The sequence below is a fragment of the Streptosporangium canum genome (assembly GCF_900113865.1).
Taxonomy (GTDB): Bacteria; Actinomycetota; Actinomycetes; order Streptosporangiales; family Streptosporangiaceae; genus Streptosporangium; species Streptosporangium canum.
Genome location: NZ_FOQY01000015.1, coordinates 112,343 through 136,904 on the forward strand (window position 1 = coordinate 112,343; position 24,562 = coordinate 136,904).

22 protein-coding genes are annotated in these 24,562 nt (G+C 71.4%); 11 read left to right on the forward strand and 11 right to left on the reverse strand.

Translation table 11 applies throughout. The features are described from left to right. Positions 1 to 41: 41 nt before the first annotated feature. The 8 genes from BM085_RS22610 to BM085_RS22645 form a co-directional block, all read right to left on the reverse strand. Complete coding sequence (locus BM085_RS22610; RefSeq protein WP_093888928.1) at positions 42 to 602, reverse strand: carboxymuconolactone decarboxylase family protein; 561 nt, start codon at positions 600 to 602, stop codon at positions 42 to 44. 310 nt (positions 603 to 912) lie between these two features. Beyond that, entirely contained in the window at positions 913 to 2,826 is a 1,914-nt protein-coding gene (locus tag BM085_RS22615; protein WP_093888929.1) for a sensor histidine kinase, read from the reverse strand. 60 nt (positions 2,827 to 2,886) lie between these two features. Further along, positions 2,887 to 4,173 carry an amidohydrolase family protein gene (locus BM085_RS22620; protein ID WP_093888992.1) on the reverse strand — a complete coding sequence of 429 codons (1,287 nt, stop codon included), beginning with the start codon at positions 4,171 to 4,173 and terminating at the stop codon, positions 2,887 to 2,889. Then, the gene (locus BM085_RS22625) at positions 4,170 to 4,988 is read right to left on the reverse strand and encodes an energy-coupling factor transporter transmembrane component T family protein (RefSeq protein ID WP_093888930.1); all 819 of its coding nucleotides are present in this window, start codon (positions 4,986 to 4,988) and stop codon (positions 4,170 to 4,172) included. The genes BM085_RS22620 and BM085_RS22625 overlap by 4 nt, the downstream gene beginning before the upstream one ends. A gap of 5 nt (positions 4,989 to 4,993) precedes the next feature. Continuing rightward, entirely contained in the window at positions 4,994 to 5,557 is a 564-nt protein-coding gene (locus BM085_RS22630; protein ID WP_093888931.1) for an ECF transporter S component, read from the reverse strand. Continuing rightward, positions 5,554 to 7,296 (reverse strand): ABC transporter ATP-binding protein, encoded by a 1,743-nt coding sequence (locus tag BM085_RS22635; RefSeq protein WP_093888932.1) that lies wholly within the window; start codon positions 7,294 to 7,296, stop codon positions 5,554 to 5,556. Before BM085_RS22635 ends, BM085_RS22630 begins: the two co-directional genes overlap by 4 nt. Beyond that, positions 7,293 to 8,453: an adenosylhomocysteinase gene (locus tag BM085_RS22640; RefSeq protein ID WP_093888933.1), complete on the reverse strand. Its 1,161-nt coding sequence runs from the start codon at positions 8,451 to 8,453 to the stop codon at positions 7,293 to 7,295. Before BM085_RS22640 ends, BM085_RS22635 begins: the two co-directional genes overlap by 4 nt. Further along, positions 8,447 to 8,980, reverse strand: coding sequence for a Rossmann-fold NAD(P)-binding domain-containing protein (locus BM085_RS22645; protein ID WP_093888934.1), 534 nt, complete (start codon positions 8,978 to 8,980; stop codon positions 8,447 to 8,449). Before BM085_RS22645 ends, BM085_RS22640 begins: the two co-directional genes overlap by 7 nt. A 208-nt stretch (positions 8,981 to 9,188) precedes the next feature. On the opposite strand from BM085_RS22645, the gene BM085_RS22650 reads away from it, so the two are divergent. From BM085_RS22650 to BM085_RS22670, 5 genes are all read left to right on the forward strand, one after another. Next, entirely contained in the window at positions 9,189 to 11,054 is a 1,866-nt protein-coding gene (locus tag BM085_RS22650; protein WP_093888935.1) for a CASTOR/POLLUX-related putative ion channel, read from the forward strand. Positions 11,055 to 11,301: 247 nt separating this feature from the next. Further along, a complete protein-coding gene (locus tag BM085_RS22655; protein ID WP_245789562.1) occupies positions 11,302 to 12,435 on the forward strand; it encodes a sensor histidine kinase in 1,134 nt (377 codons plus the stop codon). Next, positions 12,432 to 13,097, forward strand: coding sequence for a response regulator (locus tag BM085_RS22660; protein ID WP_093888937.1), 666 nt, complete (start codon positions 12,432 to 12,434; stop codon positions 13,095 to 13,097). The genes BM085_RS22655 and BM085_RS22660 overlap by 4 nt, the downstream gene beginning before the upstream one ends. 278 nt (positions 13,098 to 13,375) lie before the next feature. Continuing rightward, positions 13,376 to 14,623 (forward strand): cytochrome ubiquinol oxidase subunit I, encoded by a 1,248-nt coding sequence (locus tag BM085_RS22665; protein WP_093888938.1) that lies wholly within the window; start codon positions 13,376 to 13,378, stop codon positions 14,621 to 14,623. A 10-nt stretch (positions 14,624 to 14,633) separates the two neighbouring features. Then, a complete protein-coding gene (locus BM085_RS22670; RefSeq protein ID WP_093888939.1) occupies positions 14,634 to 15,383 on the forward strand; it encodes a cytochrome d ubiquinol oxidase subunit II in 750 nt (249 codons plus the stop codon). Between the two features lie 289 nt (positions 15,384 to 15,672). On the opposite strand, the gene BM085_RS22675 is transcribed toward BM085_RS22670, so the two are convergent. Then, positions 15,673 to 15,903: a hypothetical protein gene (locus BM085_RS22675; protein ID WP_093888940.1), complete on the reverse strand. Its 231-nt coding sequence runs from the start codon at positions 15,901 to 15,903 to the stop codon at positions 15,673 to 15,675. Positions 15,904 to 16,129: 226 nt separating this feature from the next. Between BM085_RS22675 and BM085_RS22680 the strand changes: the two genes are divergently transcribed. The 3 genes from BM085_RS22680 to BM085_RS22690 all read left to right on the forward strand — a co-directional run bounded on the left by BM085_RS22680 (position 16,130) and on the right by BM085_RS22690 (position 18,663). Continuing rightward, positions 16,130 to 17,350 carry a sensor histidine kinase gene (locus BM085_RS22680; protein WP_093888941.1) on the forward strand — a complete coding sequence of 407 codons (1,221 nt, stop codon included), beginning with the start codon at positions 16,130 to 16,132 and terminating at the stop codon, positions 17,348 to 17,350. Beyond that, a complete protein-coding gene (locus BM085_RS22685) occupies positions 17,347 to 18,030 on the forward strand; it encodes a response regulator (protein WP_093888942.1) in 684 nt (227 codons plus the stop codon). The genes BM085_RS22680 and BM085_RS22685 overlap by 4 nt, the downstream gene beginning before the upstream one ends. 276 nt (positions 18,031 to 18,306) lie before the next feature. Beyond that, entirely contained in the window at positions 18,307 to 18,663 is a 357-nt protein-coding gene (locus BM085_RS22690) for a hypothetical protein (protein ID WP_093888943.1), read from the forward strand. A gap of 139 nt (positions 18,664 to 18,802) precedes the next feature. Here the strand turns inward: BM085_RS22690 and BM085_RS22695 are convergent, their stop codons facing one another. Beyond that, the gene (locus BM085_RS22695) at positions 18,803 to 19,711 is read right to left on the reverse strand and encodes an NAD(P)-dependent oxidoreductase (RefSeq protein WP_093888944.1); all 909 of its coding nucleotides are present in this window, start codon (positions 19,709 to 19,711) and stop codon (positions 18,803 to 18,805) included. A 59-nt stretch (positions 19,712 to 19,770) separates the two neighbouring features. Between BM085_RS22695 and BM085_RS22700 the strand changes: the two genes are divergently transcribed. The 3 genes from BM085_RS22700 (at position 19,771) to BM085_RS22710 (ending at position 22,695) form a co-directional block, all read left to right on the forward strand. Next, the gene (locus BM085_RS22700; protein ID WP_093888945.1) at positions 19,771 to 20,163 is read left to right on the forward strand and encodes a MerR family transcriptional regulator; all 393 of its coding nucleotides are present in this window, start codon (positions 19,771 to 19,773) and stop codon (positions 20,161 to 20,163) included. A 259-nt stretch (positions 20,164 to 20,422) separates the two neighbouring features. Next, positions 20,423 to 21,238, forward strand: coding sequence for a CPBP family intramembrane glutamic endopeptidase (locus tag BM085_RS22705; RefSeq protein ID WP_218158802.1), 816 nt, complete (start codon positions 20,423 to 20,425; stop codon positions 21,236 to 21,238). 179 nt (positions 21,239 to 21,417) lie between these two features. Next, positions 21,418 to 22,695, forward strand: coding sequence for an MFS transporter (locus BM085_RS22710; protein ID WP_093888947.1), 1,278 nt, complete (start codon positions 21,418 to 21,420; stop codon positions 22,693 to 22,695). A 145-nt stretch (positions 22,696 to 22,840) separates the two neighbouring features. On the opposite strand, the gene BM085_RS22715 is transcribed toward BM085_RS22710, so the two are convergent. After that, complete coding sequence (locus tag BM085_RS22715) at positions 22,841 to 24,499, reverse strand: alpha-amylase family protein (protein ID WP_093888948.1); 1,659 nt, start codon at positions 24,497 to 24,499, stop codon at positions 22,841 to 22,843. Between the last annotated feature and the right edge of the window lie 63 nt (positions 24,500 to 24,562).

The window sequence follows — 24,562 nt, forward strand, 5'->3', positions numbered from 1 at the left end:
TCCGCCTTCCGTGAGGAAGAACGGAACAGGGAACGGGCGCCTCAGCCCCGGGGCTCCGCGACGGGAGAGGTGGTCGTGTAGCCGTACGCGATGACCCGGTCGGCCGCCGTCGCATAGGCCGCCGGGTCCTCGGGCGCGAACGTGGCCAGGCCGTCGACGTAGCGGTTGAACATGCAGAACGCCGCCGCGATCAGCACCGTGTCATGGATCTCCACGTCCGTCGCGCCCTCCGCGCGGGCCGCGGCGATGTGATGGTCGCCGACCTGCCGGCCGCCCTGCTGGACCGCGGCCGCGATGCCCAGCAGGGCCTTCAGTTTGGCCGAGACGGGCGCGCCGTCCGGATCGGCGCGCACCCGCTCCACCAGCGCCATCCCCTCCGGCAGCTGAGCGGCGGCGAAGGCCGCGTGTGAGGAGGTGCAGAACCGGCACTCGTTCAGTCCCGACACGTACGTCGCGATCAGTTCGCGCTCCCCGCGCGACAGGGTGCTCTCCCCGCGGAGCAGCACCTCGGCCAGATCGTTCAGCGGGCGGGCCGTCTCCGGGCGGAACCTCAGCAGTCCGCGGATCCCCGGCTCGTCGGTGTTCAACGTGATGTGTGGCATGAACGCTCCTTATGGCCATGACGGAGGAGAAGTGTCCTTGCGGCCGCAATGAAAGATCCATTCGGCAGTCACTCACGATCGCCGAGCCGTCGTCCGCCGTCAATGGTCAATTCCCGCCGAGCCTCCCACCGCCGCACATCGGAGCGTCCCACCGCCGAGCTGTCCTCCGGCACAACCGCCTCCGCCGACTGAGGCGCCCGCCGCCGGGCTCCGGGAGACAGCTCGGCGGCCTCCGCGAAACAATGCGAAAAAGGGGTGAAACAGCGCCACCTGCCGGTGGTCCCGGTCGCCTGTCTGGCCGCCGCGCCGGCTATTCGAGAGCTCGTACGGCCGACACTCCCTCCGGCTCGGGCTCGGCGAGCACGGTCTGCGGGATGAGCACGACCGCCGTGGTGCCTCCGAAGGGCGAGCGGCTCAGCGTGACCTTGACGCCGTGACGGGCGGCGAGCTGGCTCACCACGAACAGGCCGAGCTGCTCGCTGTCCGCCACGTCGAACTCCGGCGGGGTGGCGAGACGCTCGTTGATCTCCTCGCGCTCCAGGTCCTGCAGGCCGAGGCCCCGGTCCTCGATCTCGATCACGTAGCCCCGCCCGACGATCTCGCCCTGGACGCGCACCGGGGTGTTCGGCGGCGAGAAGACGGTCGCGTTCTCCAGCAGCTCGGCGAGCAGGTGGGTGACGTCGGCGGTGGCGGAGCCGGTCAGCCTGGCCTCCGGCAGGGGAGGGACGATGATCCGCCGGTAGTCCTCGACCTCGGCCACGGCCGCGCGGACCACGTCCATGAGGGTGACGGGGGTGCGCCAGGTGCGGCCGGCCGTGGCGCCGGAGAGGATGACCAGGCCCTCCGACTGCCGCCGCATGCGGGTGGTGAGGTGGTCGAGCCGGTAGAGGTCCTCCAGCGCTCCCGGCTCGCTGGTCTTGCGCTGCATGGCGTCGAGCTGGGCGAGCTGGCGGTGGACCAGCGACTGGTTGCGCCGGGCCAGGTTACGGAAGACCCGGTTGAATCCCTGCCGGAGCCGGGCCTCGCCGACGGCGGCCTCGACCGCTGTGCGCTGCACGGTGGAGAACGCCCGGCCGACGTCGGTGATCTCCAGGGTGGTGCCGGTCGTGGGGATGGGCGGCGCCTCGGTCTCCACGTCCACGGACTCGCCCTTGCGGAGCCGCTCGACGACCTGCGGCAGCCGTACCTCGGCCAGGTCCATGGCGGCCAGGCGCAGGTCGCCCAGCTCCTGTGCGAGCCCCCGGCCGAGCCTGGCGGACAGGACCACCGCGCCCACGATCGCGGCGAGGCCGAGGCCGCCCGCGATGACGATCTGCATGATGATCCAGCCCGCCGCGTCGTCGGCGCGGTCGTTCAGCAGCTTGGCCCGCGTGACCAGGAGCTGGTCCATCTCGCCGCCGACCTCGGCGGCGGCGTGCTGCCAGACGCTCCGGTCCCGGGGGAGCCGCGAGGTCTCGATGATCTCCTTTTCGAGCTCGGTGACCCGCCCGTGGCGGGGGGAGCTGAGAAGCTCCTCGAAGGGACCGCGCAGCTCGCCGTCCAGCACCGCCAGGCCCTCGCTGAACAGCAGCCACCGGTTCGGCGCGATCACCTCGATCGCCTCGTACTCGTCGTGGGTCAGCGCGCCGGCGAGGGCCGCGCTGGAGATCAGCGAGTCCTCCCTGGCCATGAGGTCGCGTGCGTGGGCGATCCGCTGGAGTCCGATGGCCTGCTGGTAGAGCTCGATCTCCGGCACGGTGATGAGCTTGTCCTGGAGCCGGTAGACCGCGTCGGTGATGCGGCTGTACGCCTGGACGACCTGGAGCCGGTTGGCGGTGCGCCCGTCCACGTCCCTGCGGATGGAGCGCAGCCTGCCTATCTCACCGATGACCCGGTTGACCGCCTCGCCCAGCTCCGGGGTGGTGATCGTCTTGGACTCCAGCGAGGTGGCGCGCAGGCGGAAGGCGGTGGCCGCCTTGTTGGTCAGGTCGCGGACCTGGGCCAGTTCCTCGGGCTGGGAGACGGCCTTGCCCAGCGCGACGGCCGAGAGCTTGCGCTCGTTCTGCACCTCGGTGGCCAGGGCGACGGCGGGCGCCGATATCTGCTCGTACAGCGCGGTGGCCTGGCGCAGCTCGAAGAAGTCCCCGACGACGTAGCCGGTGACGAACGTCCACAGGGCGACGAGCGCCACGATCGGGAGGCTGAGCAGCGCGTACAGCTTGAAGCGAATGGTCCGGGATGCCATGACTCCATGCCTGCAATATCGATGTCCGCAATATCGACAAATAGCGCTAAAGATCGGAGATTAACACCCAACGGCAGCCGCTGTCTGGTGATCCCACATCATCCGGCCTCCGATCACCGTCGCGACGCACCGCCCCGGCCCCTCCTCGATCAGGACCCGGTACGGCTCCCGCCCCACGGAGACGTCGAAGACCGCGAAGTCGGCCGGGCCGCCGGGGGCGAGGCCGCCGGCGATCCCCAGGGCACGGGCCCCGCCCAGCGTCGCGGCCTCCACCAGCCGCCGGTCCAGGTCGGCGGCCCGGTAGCCCTGCCGTACCGCCAGATCGCGCAGCACCGCCACGTCCGCCAGCACGTCCAGCGACGGCGAGGAGGAGAGCGAGTCCGTGCCGACCGCGATGGGGTTGCCCTCGGCGAGCAGCGCGGCCACGTCCGGCCCCTCCATGCCGACCGTCCGGTTGGAGCGGGGGCAGAGCGCGACGGCGGTGCCGCGCGCGCGGAGCAGGGCGCGGTCGTCGGCGTCGAGGTGGACGCCGTGCGCGACGTGGCACTCCGGCCCAAGCACGCCCAGCCCGTCCAGGAACGCGGTGGGCCCGAGACCGGTGCCGCCCTCGCGCAGGATGGCGAAGTCGAACTCCAGCTCCCTGACCATCCGGGCCAGCGGCCCGGTGCCCGAGACCGTGTACTCCCGCTCGTGCGCGCCCTCGGCGAGGTGGATGTGCCGGCGCAGCCCCCGGGAGCGGGCCAGCTCCGCCACGTCCCTCAGCGCCCCGGTGTCGAGGGTGTACGGCGCGTGCGGGGAGACCCCCACCGGCGGGCCCGCCGCGTCGAGCATGGCGAGGAACCGCTCCCGCCCCGACTCCGCCCAGCTCGCGTCGGTGTCGCCGAGGGTCTCCAGATACGGCAGGCCGCCCAGGCCCGCCTCCCGCAGCGCCCCGGCCGCCGGGAGGTCGGTGACGACGTCGGCGGCCGAAGTGGTCCCCGACCGCAGCGCCTGCCGGGCGCCGTCGCGGGCGCTGGCCGCCCAGTCGATCGTGGAGCCGTAGTAGACCTCGTCGAAGGCCGTGGACCACTCCTCGAAGGAGGCGTGAACGCGCTGCCCCACTTCGGCCATGTGGGTGTACTGCAGGTGGGTGTGGGCGTTGACCAGCCCGGCGACGATCATCCCGTCCCAGCGGGTCTCCTCCCGGCCCGGCCACGCGGCCAGGATCTCCGCGCGCGGGCCGAGCGCGGCGACGCGGCCCCGCCGTACGACCAGGGCGCCGTCACGGACGGGGGGCGCGCCGACCGGCAGGATCAGCGGCGCGGAGTGGATCGCGGCGTCCGCCCCCCGGAGGCCCTGACCGGTCACGGCGCCCACACCTCGCCGAACGGCCCGAAGAACTTGGCGGCGGTCATCACCGCGGCGAGCGCCAGGAACCCGCCCATGACGAGGTAGTCGGTGCGGCCGAAGGCCAGCTCGCGCATCCAGGTGCGGTGCTTGGCGCCGAAGCCGCGCAGGTCCATGGCGTTGGCGGTGTCCTCGGCGTCGATCAGCGCGTTCACCGTCACCGGGACGACGACGGGCTTCAGCGAGGCGAGCTTTCTGAACGGGTTGCGGCTGCGGCTGTGCTCGTAGCCGCGGACCCGCTGGGCGTCGATGGTCTCGCGGAGCGCGGCGACCGTGGACGGCAGGAACCGGAACGTCAGGTCCACGCCGTAGGCGAGCCGCTGGGACAGGCGGAGACGGGCGAGGGCCACGCCGAGGTCGGACGGGGCGATCGCGAAGGCCACCGGGAAGCTCACCATGGCCAGGGAGGCGTAGCGGATCAGCAGGGTCGACGCGTATGACAGCGTCGCCCAGGTGACCTCCGTCCCGGTGAGCGGGACGGCGAACAGCGCCTCGCCGGCCCCCACGCGGGTGTCCGCCGCGGTGAAGACGCTGTTCACCACCACCAGCAGCGTGGTGAAGGTCAGCATGAAGACCCAGTTGGCCCTGACACCGCGCCACGGGATGCCCGCGGCGCGGTAGTACACCAGGGCGATCGCGGCGCACACGAGCATGCCGCGGAGGTCGGCGACGTTCGCCACCGCCACGAAATAGAGCACGGGGACCAGCAGGAGCACGCGCGGGTCACGTCGCGCGAGGAAGGAACCCGCGCCCAGATAGCGTGGCGTGACGTCCATCGGCCCTACAGTCCCGCGCGCTTGGCGAGCGGCTCCCAGGCGGCGTCCAGCGCCGGGACGAGGATGACGACCGCGATGCCGTTGGCCAGCAGCGCCGGGAGGTAGTTCAGGAAGAGGAAGGTGTTGAAGTCGATCCCCAGGACCCAGAGGTCGGTGATGATGAACAGCAGGCCGAGCGCGGTCGCGATGAGCGCGCCGAGCGCGGTGACGACGTGGCGGAGCGCCTCGCTGGAGATCGGCGGGATCACGGTGAAGATCAGCGCGGCGAACGCGCCGACCAGGCCGTTGGCGACGCTCCAGTTCCACCAGATCAGGCCGGCGCCCTGGATGAGGTCGATGACGACGTTCCCGACGAAGCCGACGAAGAATCCGGTGATGACGCCGAAGCGCTTGCCGAAGAACGGCACCAGCGCGACCGCGGGCCGGACGGTGACGCTCTGGGTGCCGGGGATGAGGAAGCTGAACAGGCCGAGCACGGCGTAGAGGGCCGCGCCGACGGCGCCGAACACGACCGTCCTGGAGTCGATCGTCCACGGGGAGTGGCGCGGCGACAGTGCCTCGGTACTCATGAAGGGGGGGTTCCTTCCGGGTGGGGGATGAGACGCGCGAGGTCGAACGGGTGGGGAATCCCTCCCGCGCCGTGGACGTGGTCGCGGATGGCCCGGACCAGGCTGGTCTGCCGGAGCCCCGCGCGGGACCAGACGTCCGCGTCGCGGGCCAGTTCGGCGGCCGGCGCGTCGGCGACGACCCGGCCCCCGTCGACGACGATGATCCGGTCGGCCGAGGTCAGCGCCAGATCGACGTCGTGGGTGATGAAGTAGACGCTCTCCGAGGCGGCCATGACCTGCGCCATGAACCGCGTGGTGGCGTGCAGGTCCTGGCCGGCGGTGGGCTCGTCGAGGATGAGCGTGCGCGGCCGCATGGCCAGGGCCAGGGCGACGGTGAGGCGGCGCTGCTGGCCGAAGGAGAGCGTGCGCGGCGAGCGGTCCATGACGTCGGCCTCGCCGTCGAGGAGCATCGCGCGCAGCGCGTCCTCCGAGACCCGCCGGATCTCGTCGGCCGGCCAGCCGAGGTTGCGCGGGCCGAAGGCCAGTTCGTCGCCGACCGTCGCGCAGAACAGCGCCTGGCCGGGGTTCTGGAAGACGTATCCGAAGGTGGTCGCCAGCTCCAGGGTCGAACGCTCGGTGACCGGCGCGCCGTCCACGTGGACGGCGCCGCGCAGCGGTTCGAGGAGCCGTACGGCGGCGCGCAGCAGCGTGGACTTCCCCGCCCCGTTCCGCCCGAGGACCGCGACCCGCTCCCCTGCTCCGAGCGCCAGGTCCACGCCGTCCAGCACGGCCCGCCCGCCGTACCCCAGCGCGACCCCCCGGTACTCCAGCCGCGCCGCCGCGCTCCCGCCCCGGCCCCGCCGTACGGCGGGCCCGCCGGTCCGGGCGGGTGGCGCGTCGGACACCGCGGTCCGGGCGGATGGCGCGTCGGACACGGCGGTCCGGGCGGGCGGCGCGTCGAACGCGGCGGTCCGGGCGGGTGGCGCGCCGGACGCGGCGGGAAGCTCGGCGGCCCGGGCCACCAGCGTCTCGAACGGCAGCTTCACGTGGGCCACGGGCGCGGCGGCCAGGAAACCGGCCACGTCCCCCGCGTAGCCGCTCCGCCCGTCCTCCAGGTAGAGGACCTGGGTGGGGTCGAAGTCGAGGATCTCCTCGACCCGGTGCTCGACGACCACGGCGGCCCCGCCGTCGTCGACGAACCGGCGCAGCTCGCGCATGAGCCGCAGGCTCGCCTCCAGGTCGAGGTTCGCCAGCGGCTCGTCCACCAGGACGACCTGGGGACGCATCACCAGCACTCCGGCGAACGCCACCATCTGCAGCTCGCCGCCGCTCAGCTCGGCGGTCGCCCTGCCGAGCAGGTGCCGGATGCCCACCCGGTCGGTCACCTCGCCGATCCGGCGGCGGATCTCGGCCCGGGGCAGGCCCAGGTTCTCCGGGCCGAAGGCCAGCTCGGTGTCCACGGTGGTGCCGACGATCTGCTTGCGGGGGTCCTGGAGCAGGGTGCCGACGGTGGTGGACAGCTGCCTGACGCTCTGCTGGGCCACCGGCCGGCCGCCGACCAGGACCTCGCCGGTCACCTCGGCCCGGTAGGCGTGCGGGATGAGCCCGTTGAGCAGCCGGAGCAGCGTGCTCTTGCCGCCACCGGAGGGGCCGCTGACCAGTGCGAGATCGCCGGGGCCCACGGCGAGGTCCACTTCGGCGAGCACCTGCCGGCCGGTGGTCTGGTAGCGGACCGAGGCGGCCCGCACTTCGATGATCACAAGCCTCTTCCCAGGAACTCTCGCTGGCGGGCGGACGGTGTGTCGAGGCCGATCCCCAGCGCGCGCAGCTTGAGCCGGGCGACCCGCTCGTCCAGCTCCTCGGGCAGGAGGTGGACGGCGGGCGCCATCGTGCTCCCCCGCCTGACCAGGTGGTCCACGGCGAGCGCCTGCACGGCCAGCGAGAGGTCCATGATCTCGATCGGGTTGCCCTCGGCCGCCGCGCAGTTCACGCACTCGCCTTCCGCGAGGACGGTGACGCCGGCCGGCACGTCGCCGGCCTCGACCTCGTCCGGCACGCCTCCGGCGACGGCCACCACGGCACCGGGCCTCATGGCCCGCAGGTGCTCGCGGGTGACGGTGTGCGCGACACCGGTCGCGGAGAACACCAGGTCGGCGTCCGGGCAGGCGTCGAGGAGCGGGCGGACCTCATACCCCTCGTGGTGCGCGCGCAGCGCCGCGAACGGCTCCACCTCGGTCACGACGACCCGGGCGCCGAGCGCCCTGGCGTAGCGGGCCACGCCCTGACCGACGTAGCCGTAGCCCGCGACCACGCAGACGGCGCCGGCGAGCTGGAGCCCGGTCAGGTCCAGGGCGGCCATCACGCAGGACTGGCCGGTCCCGTGCACGTTGTCGAACAGGTATTTCGAGCGGGCGTCGTTCACGGCCAGCACGGGGATCCGCAGCTCGCCCCGGTCGGCCATGACCCGGAGCGGGCGCAGGCCGCTGGTCGTCTCCTCGGCCGCTCCGATCAGCCCTCCCAGGAGGTTCTCGGCGTGCGCCAGCCGTACGACCCTGGAGCCGTCGTCGGCCAGCACGTCCAGCCCCTCGCGGAGCATGCGCAGCGCGAAGGCGCGGTCCCGCTCCGGTGAGGCGTCCGAGCGGGCGAGCACGGCGACGCCCTCGGACACGAGGGCCGCGGCGACGTCGTCGGCGGTCTCGCTCGCCGGGCAGGTCACGATCACGTCCGCCCCGGCGTCCCGGAGCGTCAGCGCCAGGTTCGCGGTCTTGGGCTCCAGCACGAGCACCAGGCCGACCGTGCGCCCGGTCAGGTCGAGCTCTCCGGCGATCGCGTTCAGCACCGGCATGGACCGCCGCGCCCAGGCGATCCGCTCCAGCCCGCGCGTCCGGAGCGAGGCGTCCCTGATGTCGGCTAGCACGACATGTCCAGCACGAACACCTCACGGCCGGGACCGAGCCGGTAGCCGGTGATCCCGTCGCGGACCCGCACGCCCGGCAGCCCCGCGAAAACACCGCCGGTCCCGGACGGTCCACCACCGGTCCCGGACGGCCCGGCGGGCGGTTCGCCATCGGTCCCGGATGGTCTTGCCGGGGGCCCGGTGGGCGGTTCGCCATCGGTCTCGTGCGGTTCACCGGTCCCGGACGGTCTTGCCGGGGGCGCGGCGGGGATCAGGATCGCCCCGTCCCGCAGGAAGGGCAGATGCGCCTCGGTCGCCCCGACCACCAGGTCGGCGAGCGCCACCGCCTCGTCCTCGGCGAGCACCCGGTGCCCCCGGAGGGCCGCCGCCGGGTCGGCGAGGAGGGTCTGGGCGCCCATCGCCCTCAGGCGGGCGGCCAGCTCCGGCTCGTCACCGATGACGGCCACGCGCTTGCCCGCCATCAACAGGTTGGTGAGCCGGAGAATGGCCTGGATCGCAGCCTGTGCCCGGCGATGTCCGTCACTCATGTCCCCTCATCCGATCTTTTGCAAGATCCGATTAAAGGGGAGATCCACACTCAGTGACAATGCTCTTTCGCTGATAAAAGGCACAATCACCACATGTGAGCCCCAGCGAAGGCCGGTCCGGGCCCGCATTTCATGGATTTGCGAACACCAGAGCGACATGGAAGTTTTGTGTGATCGTTTGTCGGACGTTCACCCACGGGAGGTACCGGTGTCCAGGGCGACGGTCCGGGAACGGGTTCGGTACTGGTTCGACAACACCATGTCACGCGGCACGGCGGCCCTGATCGGCTGGCTGGCTCTGATCTCCTTCGGGTTGATCCTGCTGGTCACGGTGTTGGGCATGTGGCTGACGCCGGTCGAGGCGGCCAAGAACAACGGCTTCCCCGGCATGCTGTGGATGTCGCTCATGCGCACGCTGAGCCCCGGCAAGGTCGCCAGTGACAGCGGGAGCGCGCCGTTCGTCGCGCTGATGTTCGTCGCGTCGCTGGGCGGGCTCTTCATCGTGAGCGCGCTGGTCGGCGTGCTCGCCAACGGGCTCAAGACCAGGTTCGAGCAGTTGCGCAAGGGCAAGTCCCGGATCATCGAGACCGGGCACATCGTGATCCTGGGCTGGTCGGAGCAGGTTTTCACGATCGTCACCGAGCTGGTCCAGGCGCACGCGAGCGACCGGGGGTCGGTCATCTCGATCCTGGCCGACATGGACAAGCCCACCATGGAGGACGACATCCGCCGGCACGTGGGCGACACCGGCAGGACCAAGCTGGTCTGCCGAACCGGGCGACCCACCGAGCCGACCGACCTCGACCTGATGAGCCTGGACTCGGCCCGCTCGGTGGTCGTGCTCTCCCCGCAGGGCGACGACCCCGACGCCCACGTCATCAAGACGCTGCTCGCCCTGGCCAAGCGCTCCGGCGACCACCCGCCGGTGGTGGCCGCGATCGCGAGCACCGCGAACATGGCCGCCGCCCGGCTGGCCGGCGGCCCGGACGTCCACCTGGTCGACTCCGACGACACCGCCTCCCGGCTCATCGTGCAGTCGTCACGACAGTCGGGCATGTCCGTGGTCTGCATGGACCTGCTCAACTTCGACGACGGCGAGATCTACCTGCGCTCCGACCCCGACCTCACCGGCATGGCGTACGGCGACGCCCTGCCCGCCTACCAGACCGCCACGGTCATCGGCCTGCGCGGGAGCAGCGGGGTCATGCTGAACCCGCCCATGGACACCGTGATCTCCGCCGGGGACGAGGTCATCGTGATCGCCCACGACGACTCGCTGATCCACCTGGCCGACGGCATGCCCGAGGCCCGGGAGGAGTCGATTCTCTCGGTCGAGCACACCGGGCCGGCCCCGGAGCGGACCCTGGTCCTCAACTGGAACGGCCGGGGACGCCAGATCGTCCGCTACCTCGACGGCTACGTCGCCCCCGGCTCCGTCCTGGACATCGCCTCCGACCACCCCGACGCCGCGACCGGCTTCGAGGGGCTGCGCAACCTCACAGTGAACGCCAAGGAGTGCGACACCGCCGACCGCTACGCGCTGGAGTCCCTGGGCCTGGGCGTCTACCAGCACGTGATCGTGCTCTCCGACGACCGCTTCCTCGCCGGCCACGCCGACACCCGGACGCTGATGACCCTCCTGCAGCTCCGCGACATGCAGACCTCGCTCGGCGAGCGCTACTCGATCGTCAGCGAGATGCACGACGAGAACAACCGGAGCCTGGCCGAGGTCACCGAGGCCGACGACATCGTGATCAGCGACACGGTGATCGGCCTGCTCCTGGCCCAGCTCGCGGAGAACCAGCACCTGGCCGAGGTGTTCGACTACCTCTTCGACTCCCGCGGCTCGGAGATCTACCCCCGCCCGGCCGGCCAGTACGTCCGCCCCGGCGCCCCGGTCAGCTTCGCCTCGGTGATCGAGTCAGCCCGCCGCCGGGGCGAGACCGCGATCGGCTACCGCCTGGCGGAGCGGGTGAACGAGGCCCCCCACTTCGGCGTCGTCCTGAATCCCGACAAGTCACGCCCGCTCCGCCTCGGCCCCGGGGACTCGGTGATCGTCCTCGCCGAACGCTGACCCACCGCCCCGAGTCCGCGACGCGGGGTAGGCGGTCCGTGACCGGAGCCCGGCCGTGCCCCGGAGACCGGGGCCCGTGACCCGAAAGCCGGGCGTGACCGGAGCCTGGGGCCCGTGACCCGAAAGCCGACCGTGACCCGGAGACCGGCCGTGACCCGGAGACCGGCCGTGATCCGAAGCCCGGGGTCCGGGATCCGGCACGGTCCGCCGTATCCGGCCCTGGTAAACGATCGATAAAGTGCCGGGCGTGGAACTTCGCCGCGTCCCGGTCGAGACCGCGATCACCGTCCTGGTGATCCTTACAGTGCTCGCCGGGACCGTCACCATGGCCGCCCTGCGGCCGGAGGTGACGCCCAACGTCTGGGACTACACGATGCCGCCGGTGGCGTGCGCCGCGGCGGTGTTCCGCCGCCGCTTCCCGATCTCGGCGCTGCTCCTGGCCGGAGCGGCGGCCGGGTTCTACTACCCGCTGGCGCATCTGGACGGATGGATCCTCCTGGCGGTGCTCCTCACCCTGTTCACCGCCGCCGACCTGGGCCATCTCGCGGCGGCGGCGACCATCACGGTCGCGGGCCTGCTGGCGGTCACCCTCGGCGAGGTGAACAGCCCGATCCGGCATCTCGACGACAGCCAGTTCCTGCTGCTGGGCGGCTGGGTGTTCGCGACCCTGGCGATGGGCGGGATGTCGCGCAACCGGCGCGCCTATCTGGCGGAGGCCGGGCGGCGGCTGGCGGAGGCCGAGCGCACCCGCGAGGAGGAGGCACGGCGCAGGGCCGCCGAGGAACGGCTCCGGATCGCACGGGAGCTCCACGACACCCTCGGCCACAACATCTCGATGATCAATGTGCAGGCAGGGGCCGCGCTGCACCGGATCAAGGACCGGCCCGGACAGGCCGAGACGGCGCTGGCGACCATCAAGGAGGCCAGCAAGGAGGCGCTGCGGGAGCTGCGGGCCACGCTGGGCATGCTGCGGCAGGTGGACGAGGACTCCCCCACCGGCCCGGCGCCGAGCCTGGCCCGGATCCGGGAGCTGGCCGACCGGTCCGGGCTCGCCGTGCGGATCGAGATCCTCGGCGAGCCCCGGGCCCTGCCCGCCGAGGTGGACCACGCGGCCGTGCGCATCGTCCAGGAGGCCCTGACCAACGTCACCCGCCACTCGGGCGCCGGCGCCGCCGAGGTCGTCATCCAGTACGGCGACGCCGACCTGAGCCTCCGGATCGACGACCACGGCCCCGGGGCCTGGCCCCGCTCGGAGACCGGGTTCGGGATCATCGGTATGCGGGAGCGGGCCACCGCCCTGGGCGGGTCCCTGGAGGCCGGCGACCGCCGGACCGGCGGTTTCCGGGTCTCCGCACGGCTCCCCCTGAGAGGAATTTCATGATTCGCGTACTGCTCGCCGACGACCAGACCCTGGTCCGCGCCGGTTTCCGGTCGATCCTGGAGGGCGAGGACGACATCGAGGTGGTCGGGGAGGCGGCCGACGGGATGCGGGCCGTACGGCTCGCCAGGGAGCTCAGCCCCGACGTGGTGCTGATGGACATCCGGATGCCCGAGCTGAACGGGCTGGAGGCCGCACGGCGGATCATCGCCGACGACGGGCCGGCCGTCACCAAGGTGATCATCCTGACCACCTTCGACCTCGACGACTACGTGTACGGCGCGCTGCGCGCCGGGGCCAGCGGTTTCCTGGTCAAGGACACCGAGCCGGCCGAGCTCATCCACGGCATCAAGGTGGTGGCCAGGGGCGACGCGCTGATCGCGCCCTCGATCACCCGGCGGCTGATCGCGGAGTTCGCCGGGCGGGTGAAGCGGCCCGAGCCGGGGCCGGAGTTCAACGGGCTGACCGAGCGCGAGCGGGAGGTGCTGACGCTGGTCGCCGGCGGGCTGTCCAACGACGAGATCGCCGCCAGGCTGGTGCTGAGCCCGGCCACCGCCAAGACCCACGTGAGCCGGATCATGACCAAGCTGCACGCGCGGGACCGGACGCAGCTCGTGGTCCTCGCCTACGAGGCGGGCGTGGTCACCCCGGGGTGGATGGGTTAGCCACCGGGCAGGCGGGGCAGCCGCGTAGATGAAGGCGAGCCCGTAGGCCGAGCGACCGGGAAGGCGAAGCAGCCGCCCTGTAGGCGAGGCGGCCGTGTAGGCGAGGCGGACCCGTAGGCGACACGAGCGCGCAGGCGAAGGCGGACCCGTAGGCGTAGGCGGGGCGGCCGGGGCGCGGGGCGTCGCACGGCTCGGGTCCGGGGACGCAACTTCTGGAGTACGGCGTATGCGCTCCGGGAGGGACGCGCGGGCGGTGGCCGTACCGGGAATCTGTGGACATGGAGACGCTCGACCTCGCCCGACTGCAGTTCGCCCTCACCGCGGGGGCGCACTTCCTGTTCGTCGCCCTGACCCTCGGCCTGGCCACCCTGGTGGCGATCATGCAGACCCGGGCCACGCTGACCGGCTCGGCCGTGCACATGCGGATGACACGGTTCTGGGGGCGGCTCTACGTGATCAACTACGCGATGGGGATCGTCACCGGGCTGGTGATGGAGTTCCAGTTCGGCCTGGCCTGGAACGGGCTGACGCACTTCGCGGGCAACGTGTTCGGCGCCTCGCTGGCGATGGAGACGCTCGTCGCCTTCTTCGTCGAGTCGACGTTCCTGGGGCTGTGGATCTTCGGCTGGGACCGGCTGAACCGGTGGGCGCACCTGGGGGTGCTCTGGGTGGTCACGCTCACCGCCTACGCCTCCGCCTACTGGATCATGGTCTCCAACGGCTTCCTGCAGAACCCGGTCGGCGCCGAGGTGGCCGGCGGCGTGCTGCGGCTCACCGACGCGGCGGCGGTGCTCGCCAACCCGGCGGCGCTCACCGCGTTCGGCCACATCCTCTGCGGCGCGCTCCTGGTCGCCGGATTCTTCGTGGCCGGGGTGAGCGCCCACCACCTGCGCAGGGGGACCGGGGAGCAGGAGTTCTTCCGCCGTTCGCTGCGGATCGGCGTGTTCACCGCCCTGCCCGCGGTGATGGCCACCGCGGCGCTCGGCGGCGCCCAGTTCGACACGGCGCAGCCGATGAAGATCGCCGTCTACGCCGGCCGGACGGAGGAGGTCGCGCGGCTCCAGGCCGAGATGGTCGCCGCGCACGGACCGGGTGACTACGTCCCGCCCGCCGGGCTGGTGCAGGGCAGCGGCACCGCCATGATGATCCTCTTCGCGCTGATGATGGGGGTCGCATGGCTGAGCGCCCTGCTGGCGCTGTTCCCCTGGGCCGTCCGCCGGCTGCGGATCTGGCACGTGGTGCTCACCGCGATGATCCCGCTGCCGTTCGCCGCCATGCTCGCCGGCTGGGTGTTCCGGGAGGTGGGCCGCCAGCCGTGGGCGGTGTACGGCCTGCTGACCACCGAGGACGCGCTGAGCGACCTGTCGCCCGGCGCGATCCGGTTCTCGCTGGCCGCCTTCACCCTGCTGTTCGGCCTGCTGGTCGCGGTCAACACCTGGCTGCTCGCCCGCAACGCCCGTCAAGGCCCGGCGGACACCGCCGCCGCCCCCGTCTCCGCCGAGCCGCTGCCGGCCCCGGTCTTCTGAAGGGACCTCCATGGAGATCACGCTTCTGGCGTTCTTCGCCGTCGGCTACTTCGTCCTCGCGGGCGCGGATCTGGGGGTGGGCGCGCTGCTGCCCTACCTCGGCCGCTCCGACGACGAGCGCGGCCGGGTGCTCGCCTCGATCACGCCGTTCTTCCTGGGCAACGAGGTCTGGCTGATCGCCTCGGCCGGGATCCTCGTCGGCGCCTTCCCCGTGCTGGAGGGAGAGCTGCTCAGCGGGATGTACGTGCCGTTCGTGATGCTGCTGCTCGGCTGGGTGGTCCGGGACGCGGGGATCTGGCTGCGCGGCCGGGTCGACCGGGCCGGGTGGCGGGGCGGGTGTGACGGCGCCGTGGCCACGGGGAGCTGGGTGGTGGTGCTGAGCTGGGGGTTCATCCTCCCCGGGATGGGCCAGGAGTCCGTCACCGGCCTGGCCGCGGCGATCGTCGTGCCCGCCGTGGTCGCGCTGTTCTGCGCGCATGGGCTGGCCTTCGCCGGCCTGCGGCTGGACGGCGGCCCGAGGGAGCGGGCCCGGCGGTTCTACGGAGCGTCGAGCGAGCGCACGATCTACGCCCTGACCTCGGGCGGGATGGCACTGGTCTGCCTGCTGGCCGGATCCCGCCTGCCACTGGCGGAGAATCTGGCCGACCCGGCGACCCTCGCCCTGCTCACTCCCTCACTGCTGGTGATCACTCCTGTGCTGGTGGCGTCACAGGTGTGGCTCTGGCGGGTGTTCGGCCGCGCTCCGGTCAGGTCGCAGTGATCATGAAGGCCAGGCCGAGCAGCACGACGACGGGGATCAGCCATACCACGGCCTCGACTGCGAACTCCTTGTACACGGTCAACTTCTCCCTTTAGGTCGCACCAAATACATAGAACTGGCAATGCGAAGCATATGTGCACCCACAGGCAGCCCCGTACGCGGGCCCGGGGCGTACGCCCGCCATCGACCGGGGCGGATGCGGATCCGTGTCGCCGGCGAGACGGAACGGCCTTCTCCGGGTGCGGCTCCTACGGGCTCCGGGTGCGACGCCTACGGGCGGCTCCGGATGTCATGACGGCTGGAGCCGTTCCGCGGCGACGGCCAGGACGGCCCCCAGCGCCGCCAGGGTCAGGTTCGCGAAAATCTCGTAGCCGGTCAGGAAGTCCAGGCGGGGAAGGATGACACGGTTGAAGAAGTTGAGGAATATGCCGAAGAGGGGCTGGACGGCCACCTGGTCGATGGCCCCGCTGACGCCTTGGAAGACCATGACGATCCCCAGAAGCTGGATGATTTTGCGCATGATCGAACGGTAGGGACCGTCGCCGTGGCGGCGGATCGGGCATCGGGATCCTCCGCCTCGACCGATGTCTCCGCTTCCGGGCGTCGCGGCCGACGAAAGTATCGCGCGCCGCGACTTCGGTATCGCCCGCCGCCCGCGACGGGTACGGCCCACCTGGAACGGCATAGGCTCCGGGAGGTGACATCCTCCCCAGGGCCGAAGCCCGGGGTCTCCTGGGGAGTTCCTGATGAACGGATCCGCGACCGCGCCCCGGTCCGGCCTCCGCGACTGGGCGGTGGACATCGGCCTGTTCCTGCTCGCGGCGGCCTACGGCGTCTTGATGGCCTCCATGCGCCTGGAGGCTCCTTCCCCGCCACCGCGGTGGCTGTTCAACCTCGACCAGCTCACCGGCGCGCTGGGCTGCGCCGCGCTGTGGCTGCGCCGCCGCCGGCCCGTCGAGCTCGCCCTGGTGCTGGTCGCCCTGTCGGCGTTCTCCGAGCTGGTGGCCGGCGCGATGCTGGTGGCGCTGTTCACGGTCGCGGTGCACCGGCCTCCGCGGACCACGACGGCCGTCTTCGCGCTGAGCCTGCTCGCCGTGCTCGGCTACGTCGTGCTCCGTCCCGAGCCCGGCACGCCCGGCCACCTGCTGTTGCTGCTGGGCGTCGTGATCCAGGGGGCGGCGGTCGGCTGGGGGCTGTTCATCCATCACCGGCGCCGGCTCGTGCTGTCGCTGCGTGACCGCGCGGCCCGTGCCGAGGTCGAGGCCCACCTCCGCGCCGAGCAGGCTCAGCTCCACGCCCGCGAGCGGATCGCCCGGGAGATCCACGACGTGCTCGGCCACCGGCTGTCGTTGCTGAGCGTGCACGCCGGCGCGCTGGAGTACCACCCGGACGCCCCCGCCGAGGACGTCGCCCGCGCGGCCAAGGTGATCCGGGAGAGCGCCCACCAGGCGTTGCAGGACCTGCGCGAGGTCATCGGCGTCCTCCGCGCCCCGGTCGGCGAGCTGCCCCAGCCCACCATCGCCGACGTCCGGCAGCTCGTCGCCGAGTCGGGCCGGGCCGGGATGCGGGTGGATCTGAGCGAGGAGCTCACCGGGGCCGTCCCCGACCGGGTCGGCCGCACCGCCTACCGGATCGTGCAGGAAGCCCTGACCAACGCCCGCAAACACGCTCCGGGGGCCGAGGTGCGCGTGCGCGTGGCGGGGGCGCCGGGCCGGGGAGTGACCGTCGAGGTGTGCAACGACGCGCCCGCGCCCGCCGCATCCGCGCCCGGTGCCACCTCCACGTCCCCACCCGCCCCGCCCGCGCCGGCCCCCGTTCCCGGTGCCGTGTCCACGCCCGGCGCGCGGCCCGGTCAGGGCCTGGTCGGCCTGGCCGAACGCGTCGCCCTGGCCGACGGGCGCCTGGAGCACGGGCCCGCCGCCGCGGGTGGCTGGCGGCTGTCGGCCTGGCTACCCTGGCCGCCATGACCGCATCAGAGCCGTGGACGGTCGGCGTGCTCATCGTCGACGACGACCCGCTGGTCCGCGCCGGCCTGGTGATGATGCTGGGCGGCGCTCCCGACATCCGCGTGGTCGCCCAGGCCGGTGACGGCGCCCAGGCACTGCCCCTGGTCGACCGGCACGCCCCCGACGTGGTCCTGATGGACATCCGGATGCCCGTGATGGACGGGCTGACCGCCACCGAGACCCTGCGTGCCCGGCCGGGCGCGCCGGAGGTCATCGTGCTGACCACCTTCGACGCCGACGACCACGTCCTGCGCGCCCTGCGCGCCGGAGCCGCCGGGTTCCTCCTCAAGGACACCCCGCCCGACGAGATCGTGACCGCCGTACGCCAGGTGGCCCGGGGCTACCCCGTGCTGTCCCCGGCGGTGACCCGGCGCCTCATCGCCCGGGTCGCCGACTCCGGCCACGACCTGCGGCGCACCCGGGCCGGGGACCGCCTGGCACTGCTGAACGGCCGCGAACGCGAGGTCGCCGTGGCCCTCGGCCAGGGCAGGTCCAACGCCGAGATCGGCGCCGTGCTCCACCTCAGCGTCCCCACGGTCAAGACCCACGTCTCCGGCATCCTCACCAAGCTGGACCTCAACAACCGCGTCCAGATCGCGCTGCTGGTCCACGACGCGGGGCTCCTCGACGACCAGGAGTGACGGTCCGCGGATCCCGCGCTCCGGACAGCCTGGACCTCACCGTCAGGACCGGCGAGGCGCACGGCTTCCCCGAATCCCATGGGGCCGGGAAAGCCACCACGGACGGCCGGTCTCCGCCGGCTCCCTCTCCCCGCTGTGCGACCTCCCTCCCGCGCGACCTCCCCGCCGTGCGACATGCCCCGGAAGGCAGCCGACGCTCCGGGACGGTGCCAGCCAGAGCCGCCTTAGTTGCCGAATGTAACCTTATGACTACATTTCATGGAAGGGGTGCGGGCGATGGCAGACACGGGTGACGAGCAGGCGGACGTCCTGGGCGAGCGGCTCACGCTCGGCACGGGCTTCGCCGAGGACGAACGCCCTGAGATCGTCGAACGGTTCACCGCCCTGGGAAAACGGCTGCGCTCCTATCCTCCCGACTCGGTGGACCTGCGGCTGAGCGTCAAGAACCGGGGCCGGGCCGAGCAGAAGGCGACCCTCGAATGCCGGCTCGCCGGCGTCGAGCCGCTGGTCGCCACCTCGACCGAGCCCGAGCTCTCCAGCGCGCTGACCGAGGTCCGCGAGGACCTGATCCAGCAGCTCGACAAGCTCAAGACCCGGAGGGACCCACGCCACGACCGGCCCCACCGGCCGTGACCCCGCCGCCATGGCCGCGCCGCACAACCGGGATCTGAGAACCGTTCCCCGCATGGACGTTCGCCTTCTCGGGCGGGCGGGCGACGATCAGGGATCACCCGACGGGGCGCCGCCCCTCCTTGCAAGTCGGACGGCGCGGTCAGGTCGTCGCCGGTCTTCTGAGGATTTCGAACACGGCCAGATAATTGTTGCCGCCGTAGCCCTCGGCGATCGCCTGTCCAGCGATCTCCTGCATCAGCCGTGGCTGGTCGGAGTGGACTCCCTGCTCCACGCTGGTGCGGGTGATGTGCTCCAGCGCGTTCAGGTTCATCTCCATCGTGCCCACGTCGCCGGGGTAGTCGCCCTTGTCCAGGTCGGACGCCTGCTCGACGAGGCTCGCGTCCATCACCACCGTGGGCATGAACCAGTTGACGGCGAGGTCGGCGAACTCGGTCGCGGGCACGCCCGCCGAGGTGACCAGCGCGGTGGCGTGCAGGAATCCGTTCATGGTCGCGTACATCAGGTCCAGCAACGCCGCGTTGTACAGCACCGCCAAGCCGGGGTCCGCGCCGAGCCAGCGGGGGTCGCCGAGGCAGGCCAGCGTCGGCTGGAGCCGTTCGAAGACGGCCTGGTGACCGCTGTAGAGCAGGACGGAGCCGGGCTGCCCGACGAGCGGCGGCGGCACCATGATCGCGCCGTCGAGGTAGGCGATCCCATGCGCGGCCGCCCACTCGGCCGCCGCGCGTGCCTGCGCGGGCGTACCCGAGTTGAGGTTCACCAGCACCCGGCCCCGCAGAGCCTCAGCGGCCGGGACCAGGAGTTCGTGTGTGGTTTCGTAGTCCTTGAGGCACATGATCGTGACTGGGCTTGCGGACACCGCCTCGGCGACGGTCGCCGCGCGGCGCGCGCCTTCGGCGACGAGGGCGTCGCCCTTTTCGGCGGTGCGGTTCCAGATCGTCAAGGGGTGTCCGTGGGTCAGGAGTGCCCTGGCCAGTGCCAGGCCCATCGGGCCCAGCCCGATGACGGTGACCGGTGTGCGGCCCTGGCCGGAGGAAAGCGGATTCGTCATGACGGATAGGTTGGACCCTCACATTGACGTGAGAGTCAAGCCGATGAGGCGGTGATTTCATGCGGATAGGCGAGTTGTCCCGACGCACGGGGGCCAGCGTGCGCTCGTTGCGGTACTACGAGGAGCAGGGCTTGCTGCAGCCGGCGCGGCTGCCCAGCGGCTACCGCGAGTACGGCGAAGAGGACGTCAGCATCGTGCGGGGCATCCGCCTCATGCTCGCCGCCGGACTGAACAGCGCCACGATCGCCGAACTGCTGCCCTGCATGACCGACGACGGCCAGACGCTGAGGCCGTCCTGCTCCGGCATGGTTCCTGACCTGCACCGGGAACGTGAACGGCTCAGCGGCGCGGTGGCCGAGCTCCTGACCGCGCGCGATGCGCTGGACACCCTCATCGAGGCCACAGCGCCACTCGAGCCCGCCGATCCGGCAGCGTGCCAAGCTCTGACCTGACCTGCCGAGAAGCGTTCCGATCTACACCAGTGGCATCGCCACGGCGGCCACCGGCCACCACACCGACCAGACAGTGACAACCGCGGCAACACTTCAGCAATTGAAACCATATGAACTGGCAGGGAGCCGCTACGCCGCGGGGGCGACCCGATGGCTCCCCCGGTCCGCATCCGCCGTGACCTGTGCCTTTCACGGCGACTCGAAGCCATGTCAGTGCGATGTCAGGTCCGTGTTAGGTCGCGGGGCCACGATTCTCGGCATGGCTACAGCAATGCGGCCCCCGACCGACACCCAAGGCGCCCAGCCGAAAGGCTTCGTCGCGAAACTCCTCGCCGACCGTCACTCCGTCCCGTTCTCCATCGCACTGCATCTGGTACCCGGCGCGGCCATCGTCGCCGTGTACGTGTTCGTCGCCGCCCCCCTGGTCCGGGCGATGGAATTCCCGATCTTCCTTTCCTGGGCCATCACCCTCGCGGTTGTGCTCTTCCCGCTCCAGCTGTTCCTGCTGTGGCTGGGCAAGAAGCAGACCGGCCGCTTCACGATGAAGGGCGTCGTCCACTACCGCGACAAGCCGGTCGCGCGCGGCAAGGTCTTCTGGCTCGGGGCCGCGTGCCTCGTGTGGATGACCGTGGTCGCGCGCTCGCTGACCCCGCTGGACAACATCGTCTACGACTGGTTCTTCACCTGGGTGGACTACCAGGGCGCCGGCCCCGACGGCATCGCCTACCTCCAGGGCTACTCGCAGGATCTCGTGCTCACCACGCTGCTCATCTGCGCGCCGTTCACCGGCTTCACCCTGCCCCTGCTCGAGGAGTACTACTTCCGCGGCTTCCTGCTGCCCCGCCTCCCGCAGCTCGGCAAGTGGGCCCCGTTCTTCAACACCTTCTTCTTCTCGGTGTACCACTTCTGGGCCCCTTGGACGGTCCTGTCGAAGCTCGTCTTCCTCTACCCGGGCGTCTGGCTCGCCTGGAAGAAGCAGGACATCCGTATCTCGATCGCCATGCACCCCGGCTCGGCGCTGCTGATGACCGTGGTCGGCGTCATCGCCCTCGCCTCCGGCGCCTACTCGATGTAAGACCGCCCGACATGATCGATCCATGGCCGCTTTCCCCCGTATCCCGGCTGATCCCGCCGGCGTGCTACCTGCCTCGTTCGGTGCCCTCCGCCTTAGCGGTCATGTCCGGCGACCTGGCGCGCTCAACGGGATCCGCAGACTGATTTGGTGCTTTCGGCGCCCATGTGAAGGATGCGGGGATGATCTCTTCGAGTCCGCGGCGCCGCTTCCTGTTGTTCCTGGCCGGTGGCGCGGGCCGGCAGATCGGCATGTACGCCTCAGGGTCCGTGGTCACCCTGTCCGGCCTCGCCGTGCTGGAGATGGGTTACGCGCAGATCGGCCTGGCGCAGATGGCCGCGAGCATGCTGCCGCTCGTGCTGGCCCTCCCCCTGGGCGTGCTGGTCGACCGGGTGCGGCGCAGGTCGGCACTGGTGACGACGGGACTGCTGAGCGCCGGGCTGCTCGCCTCCGTCGCAGCCGCCATCTGGCTGGATTCGATCACCGTGCCGCACTTCATGCTGGTGGTGGTGGTTCTGGGCATCGTGCAGGCCGCCGGAGGAGGCGCCCAGGACGCCTATCTGCCGGCCGTCGTCAAGCGGGACCGGCTGGTCCCGGTGAACGCCGTGCTGTCCGGCGTGGCGTCGATCGGGTTCCTCATCGTCCCGCTGCTGCTCGGCGAGCCTTCCGGCAGCGCCATATCGATCCTCTGGCTCGTCGCGGCGGTGGCGTGCGCAGCCTCGGCACTGCTGTTTCGCGGCATCGACACACCGGAGGACCCACCGGGACCGCGCACGAGGTGGTGGCGCGAGGCGGCCGAGGGCGTGCGCTTCACCTTGACCCACCCGGCGCTCCGGGCGATGACCGTCTACCTGGTGGTGTCGACGGCGCTGGAGGAGGTGATCGAAGAAGCCGCCTGGCCCCCGCGCCGGGAGCCGGGCGACCACAGCGTCCTCGTCGAGCTGGCACCGACGGTGATCTTCTCGGCGCCCGCGGTCGGGGCTCTTGCGGCCGCGCTGCTGTACCGGCGCATCGGTGCCTTCCGGCTGGGGTGGCTGGCCGTCGTGGTGACCCAGCCGTTCACGCTCCTGCTCACGCTGACCGGCACGGCCTGGGGGCCGGCCTGGTACCTGATGGGCAGCTTCGTCCCCTGGGCCGGATGGGCCATCACGGCGATCGCCCTGCTCAGCCACCGCCAGGCGATCACCCCCGGACGACTGCTGGGCCGCGTCGGCGGCACGCTGGCCCTGTTCATCGGCCTGGCAGGTGTCGCCGGATCGGGACTGGAGGCGCTGCACGCCGGGCTTCTCTCCGGTGTCGAGCCCTTCGGCGGGACCTGGTCCCTGGTCGAGTCGCTGATCCTCGTGCTGGGTACGGCCGGCACGCTCGCCGCGGCCGTCCCGCTACTGAAGGTCCGCCACCTCGCCGAGCGCGCGCACCCGCCGGCCGTGCCACTGACATCATCTCCGCACGAAGACTGACAGCACGTCCGCGAGCAGTGACGCGGGCCGGTCTTCCGCTTCCGCAAGACCCCGGCCAGTTGCCTGGCCGGGCTTCTCCATGTGGCGCCGTTCTGTGGATGCGGAGCCTCCGGCCCGTTTGGGGATCCGAACTCGGAACAGGCCCCTAGTGGCTCTTGGCCGAGGTGTTCTCCAGGGGCGCGTCGGGGACGGCGGCGCGCAGCCAGCGGGTGCCGTAGGGCTCAAGGGCGAACGTCACCCGGCCGTCGGAGGGCAGATCGAGGGTGCCGTCCACCAGCAGGTCGGTCAGCACCTCGCAGCGGCCGAGATCGCGCAGCACGAGCTCCACCTCCGCCTCCCGGTCGGCGAAGTTGTGGACGGCGATCACGGTGCCGCCCTCGGCGTCGGCCCGGTGGGCCAGTACGACCTCGTCCCCGGCGTCCAGCACCTCGTAGCGGCCCCAGGCGAGCTCCGGCGACTCCCGGTAGCGCTCGACCAGCATGGTGATCCATTTGAGCATCGAGTCGGGGTCGCGGCGCTGGTCGTCCACGTTGACGTGCAGCGGGCCGTACTCATCGGCGGGGGCCGGGACGAGGGTCTTCGGGTCCGGTGAGAAACCGCCGGAGCGGGACCACTGCATCGGGATCCGGACCGCCATCCGGCCCTCGCCCTCAAGGTTCTCGCCGAGACCGATCTCCTCCCCGTAGAAGAGCACCGGCGTGCCCGGAAGGGAGAACAGGACGCTGTAGGCCAGCTTGAGACGACGCTGGTCGCCGCCGAGCATCGGGGGCAGGCGGCGGCGCAGGCCACGGTCGTAGACCTGCATGTCCTTGTCCGGGCCGAAGGCGTCGAAGACCTCGTGCTTCTCGGCTTCGGTGAGCTTGTCCAGGGTCAGCTCGTCGTGGTTGCGGACGAAGGTGGCCCAGTGGGAGTCGTCGGGCGGGGCGGGCCGCTCGCGGAGGGCCTCGGCGAGGGCTTGGGGGTTCTGCCGGGCCATCGACAGGTGGAACCGCTGCATGCCGATGAAGTCGAAGCACATGGTGACCTGGTCGCCGTTGCCGTCGCCGAAGTACTCCATCAGGTCCGGATAGGGCAGGTTCACCTCGCCCAGCAGGATCGAGGTGCCGTCGCGGCGGTTCATGAAGGCGCGCAGGTCGGCGAGGAACTCGTGCGGGTCAGGGCCGATGCCCTCGATCAGGAACGGCACCGCGTCCACCCGGAAGCCGGACAGCCCCAGCTCCATCCAGAATCCGAGGATGCGCGCGATCTCGTCGCGGACCTCGGGGTTCGCCACGTTCAGGTCGGGCTGGAACCGGTAGAAGCTGTGTAGGTAGTACTGGCCCGTCTTCTCGTCCAGTTCCCAGATGCTGTCCTCCTTGTCCGGGAAGACGAGGTCCTTGGGGTCGACGGGGTCGGGGTCGTCCTGCCAGATGTACCAGTCCCGCTTGGCGGAGTCCCGGCTGGAGCGCGCCTCCTTGAACCAGGGATGCTCGTCGGAGGTGTGGTTGACCACCAGGTCGGCGATCACCCGGATGCCCCGGTCCCTGGCCGTGCGCATGAACTCCACGAAGTCCCCGAGGGTGCCCAGCCTGGGGTCGACGGAGTAGAAGTCGGTGATGTCGTAGCCGTCGTCACGGTTGGGCGTCGGGAAGAACGGCATCAGCCAGATGCAGGTCACCCCGAGCCGGTCCAGGTGGTCGATCTGCTGGGTGAGCCCGCGGAAGTCCCCGATGCCGTCGCCGTTGCCGTCCTTGTAGGTCTCGACGTCCAGGCAGTAGACAACCGCGTTCTTCCACCACAGGTCAGCTGTGTAGGTCAGTCGCATGCCGACGCCCTACCCGTGCGGGGGCCGTTTACCGGGAAGCGGGCGCTTACCTCGTCATGCCGG

Bases quoted from the DNA above. Each gene is read 5' to 3' on its own strand.
- BM085_RS22610 (WP_093888928.1), bottom strand. From the start codon at position 602: ATGCCACACATCACGTTGAACACCGACGAGCCGGGGATCCGCGGACTG.
- BM085_RS22615 (WP_093888929.1), bottom strand. From the start codon at position 2,826: ATGGCATCCCGGACCATTCGCTTCAAGCTGTACGCGCTGCTCAGCCTC.
- BM085_RS22625 (WP_093888930.1), bottom strand. From the start codon at position 4,988: ATGGACGTCACGCCACGCTATCTGGGCGCGGGTTCCTTCCTCGCGCGA.
- BM085_RS22630 (WP_093888931.1), bottom strand. From the start codon at position 5,557: ATGAGTACCGAGGCACTGTCGCCGCGCCACTCCCCGTGGACGATCGAC.
- BM085_RS22645 (WP_093888934.1), bottom strand. From the start codon at position 8,980: ATGAGTGACGGACATCGCCGGGCACAGGCTGCGATCCAGGCCATTCTC.
- BM085_RS22660 (WP_093888937.1), top strand. From the start codon at position 12,432: ATGATTCGCGTACTGCTCGCCGACGACCAGACCCTGGTCCGCGCCGGT.
- BM085_RS22665 (WP_093888938.1), top strand. From the start codon at position 13,376: ATGGAGACGCTCGACCTCGCCCGACTGCAGTTCGCCCTCACCGCGGGG.
- BM085_RS22670 (WP_093888939.1), top strand. From the start codon at position 14,634: ATGGAGATCACGCTTCTGGCGTTCTTCGCCGTCGGCTACTTCGTCCTC.
- BM085_RS22675 (WP_093888940.1), bottom strand. From the start codon at position 15,903: ATGCGCAAAATCATCCAGCTTCTGGGGATCGTCATGGTCTTCCAAGGC.
- BM085_RS22680 (WP_093888941.1), top strand. From the start codon at position 16,130: ATGAACGGATCCGCGACCGCGCCCCGGTCCGGCCTCCGCGACTGGGCG.
- BM085_RS22685 (WP_093888942.1), top strand. From the start codon at position 17,347: ATGACCGCATCAGAGCCGTGGACGGTCGGCGTGCTCATCGTCGACGAC.
- BM085_RS22690 (WP_093888943.1), top strand. From the start codon at position 18,307: ATGGCAGACACGGGTGACGAGCAGGCGGACGTCCTGGGCGAGCGGCTC.
- BM085_RS22695 (WP_093888944.1), bottom strand. From the start codon at position 19,711: ATGACGAATCCGCTTTCCTCCGGCCAGGGCCGCACACCGGTCACCGTC.
- BM085_RS22700 (WP_093888945.1), top strand. From the start codon at position 19,771: ATGCGGATAGGCGAGTTGTCCCGACGCACGGGGGCCAGCGTGCGCTCG.
- BM085_RS22705 (WP_218158802.1), top strand. From the start codon at position 20,423: ATGGCTACAGCAATGCGGCCCCCGACCGACACCCAAGGCGCCCAGCCG.
- BM085_RS22710 (WP_093888947.1), top strand. From the start codon at position 21,418: ATGATCTCTTCGAGTCCGCGGCGCCGCTTCCTGTTGTTCCTGGCCGGT.
- BM085_RS22715 (WP_093888948.1), bottom strand. From the start codon at position 24,499: ATGCGACTGACCTACACAGCTGACCTGTGGTGGAAGAACGCGGTTGTC.